Origin of the sequence: Mycobacterium sp. GA-0227b, from assembly GCF_001499855.1 — a bacterium.
Taxonomy (GTDB): domain Bacteria; phylum Actinomycetota; class Actinomycetes; order Mycobacteriales; family Mycobacteriaceae; genus Mycobacterium.
Window position 1 is genome coordinate 21,712 of record NZ_LQIK01000013.1, and the last position, 6,118, is coordinate 27,829.

4 protein-coding genes, 1 tRNA gene and 1 pseudogene are annotated in these 6,118 nt (G+C 67.2%); 1 reads left to right on the forward strand and 5 read right to left on the reverse strand.

From position 1 onward, the window contains the following. The 4 genes from thrC to argS form a co-directional block, all read right to left on the reverse strand. Positions 1-1,086: a threonine synthase gene (gene thrC, locus AU185_RS13070; RefSeq protein WP_059100240.1), complete on the reverse strand. Its 1,086-nt coding sequence runs from the start codon at positions 1,084-1,086 to the stop codon at positions 1-3. Further along, positions 1,083-2,408, reverse strand: a complete 1,326-nt coding sequence (locus tag AU185_RS13075) for a homoserine dehydrogenase (RefSeq protein ID WP_059100241.1) — start codon at positions 2,406-2,408, stop codon at positions 1,083-1,085. Before AU185_RS13075 ends, thrC begins: the two co-directional genes overlap by 4 nt. 2 nt (positions 2,409-2,410) lie before the next feature. Further along, positions 2,411-3,742 carry a diaminopimelate decarboxylase gene (gene lysA / locus AU185_RS13080; RefSeq protein WP_231740345.1) on the reverse strand — a complete coding sequence of 444 codons (1,332 nt, stop codon included), beginning with the start codon at positions 3,740-3,742 and terminating at the stop codon, positions 2,411-2,413. Positions 3,743-3,825: 83 nt separating this feature from the next. Then, positions 3,826-5,478 (reverse strand): arginine--tRNA ligase, encoded by a 1,653-nt coding sequence (gene argS / locus AU185_RS13085; protein ID WP_059100243.1) that lies wholly within the window; start codon positions 5,476-5,478, stop codon positions 3,826-3,828. 100 nt (positions 5,479-5,578) lie between these two features. On the opposite strand from argS, the gene AU185_RS13090 reads away from it, so the two are divergent. Further along, a tRNA-Arg gene (locus AU185_RS13090) sits at positions 5,579-5,654 on the forward strand. A 262-nt stretch (positions 5,655-5,916) separates the two neighbouring features. On the opposite strand, the pseudogene AU185_RS25445 reads toward AU185_RS13090, so the two are convergent. Continuing rightward, positions 5,917-6,118: pseudogene (locus AU185_RS25445) on the reverse strand (hypothetical protein); the annotation flags it as partial.

A 6,118-nucleotide genomic window follows, 5' to 3' on the forward strand; every position in this document is an offset into this window, starting at 1 on the left:
CTAAACCAATCCCAGCTGCTCGACCACGGCAACAGGATCCACGGGCACCGCGATGACCGTCGGCATGCCCTTCAACGCGGTGTCGGGGTCCTTGAGCCCATTGCCGGTCACCGTGCACACGACGGTCGACCCCTTGGCGACCCAACCGTCCTCGATCGACTTGAGCAGACCGGCGATGCTGGCCGCCGATGCGGGTTCGACGAACACACCCTCGCTGCGCGCGACCAGGTGGTACGCCGCGAGGATCTCGTCGTCGGTGGCGGCCAGGAACCGGCCGCCGGATTGCTGCTGCGCCGCCACCGCCGTGTCCCACGACGCGGGCGAACCGATCCGGATCGCGGTCGCGATGGTCTCTGGTCTGCTGACCGGTTCACCGAGCACGAGCGGCGCCGCACCGGCGGCTTGCGTGCCCAGCATGCGGGGAAGCCGATCCGAGACCCCGTCGCGGTGGTACTCGGTGTAGCCCTTCCAGTAGGCGGTGATGTTGCCCGCGTTGCCGACTGGCAGCGAGTGCACATCCGGTGCGGTACCGAGGGCGTCGACGATCTCGAAAGCCGCGGTCTTCTGTCCTTCGATGCGGTACGGGTTGACCGAGTTGACCAGCGACACCGTCGGGAAGTCGGCGGTGAGCTTGCGCGCCAGTTCCAGACAGTCGTCGAAGTTGCCATCGACCTGGATGATCTTGGCGCCGTGCATGACCGCCTGCGCCAACTTGCCCATCGCGATCTTGCCCTGCGGCACCAGCACCGCGCAGGTGATACCCGCCCTGGCCGCATAGGCTGCGGCCGACGCCGAGGTGTTGCCCGTCGATGCGCACAGCACCGCTTTCTGACCGCGCGACACCGCCTCAGTGACGGCCACGGTCATGCCGCGGTCCTTGAACGAGCCGGTGGGGTTCAGGCCTTCGACCTTCAGATGCACTGTGCAGCCGGTGTGTTCGGAGAGCCGCGGCGCCGGCAGCAGCGGAGTGCCGCCCTCGCGAAGTGTGACCGGCGTCCAGCCGTTCTCGATCGGCAGCCGATCGCGATAAGCGGCGATCAGGCCGGGCCAAGGCTGGTGCACTGCCGACGACGGTACGGTACTCATTCGCTGGTTCCCTCCATGCGGAGCACGCTGTTGATGCTTTGCACCACATCGAGATCCGCCAACGCCGCCACGGTCTCCGACAGCGCCGCGTCGGTGGCCTGATGGGTCACCACGACGATTCGCGCCCCGCAACGCTGACCGCCTTCGTCCACCATGCCCTCCTGGCGGACCCCGGCGATACTGACCTCCCGCTTGCCGAATTCGGCTGCTACGGCGGACAACACACCGGCCCGGTCGGCGACGTTCATGTTCACGTAATAGCGGGTCGGAATGAATCCGATCGGTGCGATCGGCAACTTGGCGTACTTCGATTCGCGCGGCCCGCGGCCGCCCTGCACCCGGTTGCGGGCAGCCATCACGAGATCGCCCATCACCGCCGACGCGGTGGGCGCACCGCCGGCTCCCTGCCCGTAGAACATCAGCCGGCCGGCGGCCTCGGCTTCGACCACCACCGCGTTGAAAGCGCCGTTGACGGCGGCGAGTGGATGTTCCAGCGGCACCAGCGCTGGGTACACCCGAGCCGAAACCCGTTGCTGCCCTTCGTCGCCGGTCAGTCGCTCGCAGATGGCCAGCAGCTTGATGGTGCAGCCGAGCGCCTTTGCGGATTCGAAATCGTCGGTGCTGACCTTGGTGATGCCTTCGCGGTACACGTCGTCGGCGGTCACCCGGGTGTGGAAGGCGATCGAGGCGAGAATCGCGGCCTTGGCCGCGGCGTCGTATCCCTCCACGTCGGCGGTCGGGTCGGCCTCGGCGTACCCAAGCGCGCTCGCGTCGGCCAGCGCGCTGGCGTAATCGGCACCGGTGCCGTCCATCTCCGAAAGGATGTAGTTGGTGGTGCCGTTGACGATGCCCGCGACCCGCACCACGGAGTCGCCCGCCAGCGACTGGGTCAGCGGCCGGATGACGGGGATCGCACCGGCCACCGCGGCCTCGAAATACAGGTCGACGCGCGCGGTTTCGGCCGCCTGCGCCAATTCGCCGGTGGACACCGCCATCAACGCCTTGTTGGCGGTGACGACGGACTTGCCCTGCTCCAATGCGGACAGGATGGCCTTGCGTGCGGGTTCGACGGGCCCCATCAACTCGACGACGATGTCGACGTCGTCGCGGGAGACGAGTTCTTCGACGTTGTCGGTGAGCATGTCGACGGGAACCCCACGGTCATCGGCCACCCGGCGGACGCCGACGCCGCGCAGCACCAGCGGGGCGCCGATGCGGGCGGCCAGGTCGTCGGCGCTCTCCTCGATGATGCGCGCCACCTGACTGCCGACATTTCCCAAACCGAGCAACGCTACGCCGACGGGCTTGTCGGGGTCGGTCATGGTTACCTCACCTCCAGACTCAGCAGATCGTCGACCGTCTCCCGGCGCAAGATCAGGCGGGGACGCCCATCGCGCACGGCCACCACAGCGGGACGGCCGATCAGGTTGTAACGGCTCGACATCGAATAGCAGTAGGCGCCGGTAGCCGCGACGCCCAAGAGGTCTCCGGGCTCGATGTCACCCGGCACCCAGGTATCTCGCACCACGATGTCGCCGCTCTCGCAATGCTTTCCGACGACACGGGCGAGTGCCGGCGCGGTGTCGGTGACCCGCGAGACCAGCCGTACGTCATACTCCGCACCGTAGAGCGACGTCCGGATGTTGTCGCTCATTCCACCGTCCACGCTGACGTAGCGGCGGTGCGAGGTCGGGCTGACGGCGACATCCTTGACGGTGCCGACCTCATACAGCGTGATGGTACCGGGGCCCGCGATCGCTCGGCCCGGCTCGACCACCAGCCGCGGGGCGGGTAAGCCGACGGCAGCCGATTCGTGGCGAACGATCGCCTCGAGCTTGGCTGCGAGGTCGCCGATCGGCGGCGGATCGTCCTGGGGCAGATACGAGATACCCAGACCGCCGCCGAGGTCGACGATGGACATCTGGGCCGTCTTGTCGACGCCGAACTCGGCCACCACGTCGCGCAGCAGGCCGATCACGCGGTGGGCGGCGATCTCGAAACCGGCGACATCGAAGATCTGTGATCCGATGTGGCTGTGCAGGCCTTTGAGGCGCAGGTGATCGGTTTCGAAGACCCGCCGCACGGCATCCATCGCCGCACCGCTGGCCAGTGACAACCCGAACTTCTGGTCCTCGTGCGCGGTGGAGATGAACTCGTGGGTGTGGGCCTCGACGCCGACGGTGACGCGGATCAGGACGTCCTGTACGACGCCGGCGGCGCCGGCGATTGCGTCGAGCCGCTCGATCTCGGTCACCGAGTCGAGCACCACGTGCTCGATTCCCGCCTCGACCGCGGCCGTCAACTCGCCGATGGATTTGTTGTTGCCGTGCAAGGCGATTCGCGCGGGGGGGAAGCCGGCGTGCAGGGCGACGGCCATCTCGCCACCGCTGGCCACGTCGAGCGAGAGACCTTCTTCGGCGATCCAGCGGGCCACCTCGGTGCACATGAATGCCTTGGCGGCGTAGCGCACGTTCTCCCCGCCGCCGAACGCAGCGGCGATCTCGCGGCAGCGCGAGCGGAAGTCGTCCTCGTCGACCACGAAGGTCGGCGTGCCGAATTCCGTGGCGATGTCGGTGACCGGCACACCGCCGATCGACACGACGCCGTCGCCGTTCCGAACGGTGCTGCGCGGCCAGACGTTCGGCGCCAGCAGCAGTAGTTCGGCAGGCGACTGCGGGCGTGGCGGGGCACCGCCGTGGTGTACCTCTTCGGCATGCCGGGGACCGGCGGGATGGGCGATCACATGCGCTCCGGAGCCGTGACGCCGAGCATGCCCAGACCGTTGGCGATCACCTGGCGAGTGGCCTGACACAGTGCCAGGCGCGCGGCGTGCAGTTCGTTCGGCGCCTCGTCGCCTTGAGGCAGCACTCGGCAGGAGTCGTAGAAGCGGTGGTAGTCACCGGCCAGATCCTCGAGGTAGCGCGAGATGCGGTGCGGTTCGCGCAGCGACGCAGCGGTTTTGAGCACGCGGGGGAACTCCCCGAGGTTGCGGATCAGCGTGCCTTCCTTGTCGTGGTTCAGCAGCTGAAGGTTCGCGGTGTCGGGCACGACGCCCAGTTCGGCAGCATTGCGGGCTAGGGCGGACAGCCGGGCGTGCGCGTATTGCACGTAGTAGACCGGGTTTTCGTTGGATGCCGATGACCACAGTTCGAGGTCGATGTCGATCGGGCTGTCGACCGAGGACCGGATCAGCGAGTACCGGGCGGCGTCGACGCCGATGGCCTCGACCAGGTCGTCGAGCGTGATCACCGTGCCTGCCCGCTTGCTCATCCGGACAGGTTGACCGTCGCGGACCAGGTTGACCATCTGGCCGATCAGCACCTCGACCGTGGCCGGGTCCTCCCCCAGCGCAGCCGCGACCGCCTTGAGTCGGGCGATGTAGCCGTGATGGTCGGCGCCGAGCATGTAGATACACAGGTCGAATCCGCGCTCGCGCTTGTCGAGGTAGTAGGCGATGTCGGCGGCAATGTAGGCCGGTGCACCGTCGCGCTTGATGACGACGCGGTCCTTGTCGTCACCGAAGTCGGTGGTGCGCAACCAGATTGCATCATCCTTCTCGTAAATGCTGCCGGCGTCGCGGAGCCGCGCGATCGCCTGCTCGACGCGGCCCGAGGTGTGCATCGAATCTTCATGCGTGTAGACGTCGAAGTCGGTGCCGAAGTCGTGCAGGGACTGCTTGATGTGGGTGAACATGAGGTCGACGCCGATGGCGCGGAACGTCTCGCGCATCTCGACGTCGGGCAGGCCGAGCGCATCGGGTTCCTTGGCGAGCACAGCGGCGGCGATGTCTTTGATGTAGTCACCCGCATAGCCGTCGTCGGGAGTCGGTTCACCCTTGGCCGCTGCGATCAGCGAGTTGGTGAACCGGTCGATCTGCGCGCCATGGTCGTTGAAGTAGTACTCGCGTACGACTCGCGCGCCCTGGGTCGACAACAGCCTGCCGAGCGCGTCGCCGACCGCGGCCCACCGGGTGCCGCCGATGTGTATCGGTCCGGTCGGGTTGGCCGAGACGAACTCGAGGTTGATGTGCTGGCCGCCGAGCGCATCGGAGTGGCCGTAATCGGCCCCGGCCGCCAGGACGTCGGTGACGATGACGTTCTGTGCCGACGCCTCGAGGCGCAGGTTGACGAATCCGGGGCCGGCGACGTCGGCGGCGGCGATGCCATCTTGTTCGGCCAGCGCGGTGGCCAGCCAGCCGGCCAGCTCCCGCGGGTTGGCGCCGACCTTCTTGCCGACCTGAAGCGCCAAGTTGGTGGCATAGTCGCCGTGGTCGGGGTTGCGCGGACGTTCGACGGTGACCGTTTCCGGCAGCGCTGACGCGTCGAGTCCATGCTCGGCCAGCACCGCGGCGGCGGTGGTCTTGAGCAGGTCGGCCAGATCGGCGGGGGTCACGAGGGTCCATCCTATGGTCTTCGGTGGTCAGCCCCCGAATCCGTTCCCGGTGCTCTGGATGCGTTAGGCTGTGCAGGCCCATCGGCGCCGCTTCTTGTGCGCCCCCGTAGCTCAGGGGATAGAGCGTCTGCCTCCGGAGCAGAAGGCCGCAGGTTCGAATCCTGCCGGGGGCACCACAGTTGTCGCAGTTCAGAGCCTGTTTCCTCCCTGACCCGCCGCCGTCGTGCTATCTCCGTGCTGGCCGCGCCGTGATCCGGGGCTGTTTTTCGCCCCGGTGACGCCAAGTCCGAAATGGCCCCGCATCAAGTCGGAACCGCCGAGCCTCGGGAGCGTGCGCACTTTCCGTTGTCGGCCCAGGTAGGAGCATTCCTGCCCTATAGGCCAGTGAAAAACGGGCCCAACAGATACGAACGAGAGCCGAAGCAGCCTTCGATGCACTCAGTCGATACCTGGCTCCCGCTTGGTGTGCGACGAAGCCGACGGGCTTCGCACCAGAAGGGCGCCCGCCAGCAGGACACCACCGGCAATCGCAACGGGCACACCCCAAGCCTCGCGGAAAGTAGTGTTGACGACGGTTGAAGATCCGGCCAGTCGCGACGGTTGAAAAGTAGGCCACCCGATCAGATTGGATGGGTGATCT

What these genes read in the sequence shown, in the direction of transcription:
- thrC (WP_059100240.1), bottom strand. Translation starts at nt 1,086, where the DNA reads ATGAGTACCGTACCGTCGTCGGCAGTGCACCAGCCTTGGCCCGGCCTG.
- AU185_RS13075 (WP_059100241.1), bottom strand. Translation starts at nt 2,408, where the DNA reads ATGACCGACCCCGACAAGCCCGTCGGCGTAGCGTTGCTCGGTTTGGGA.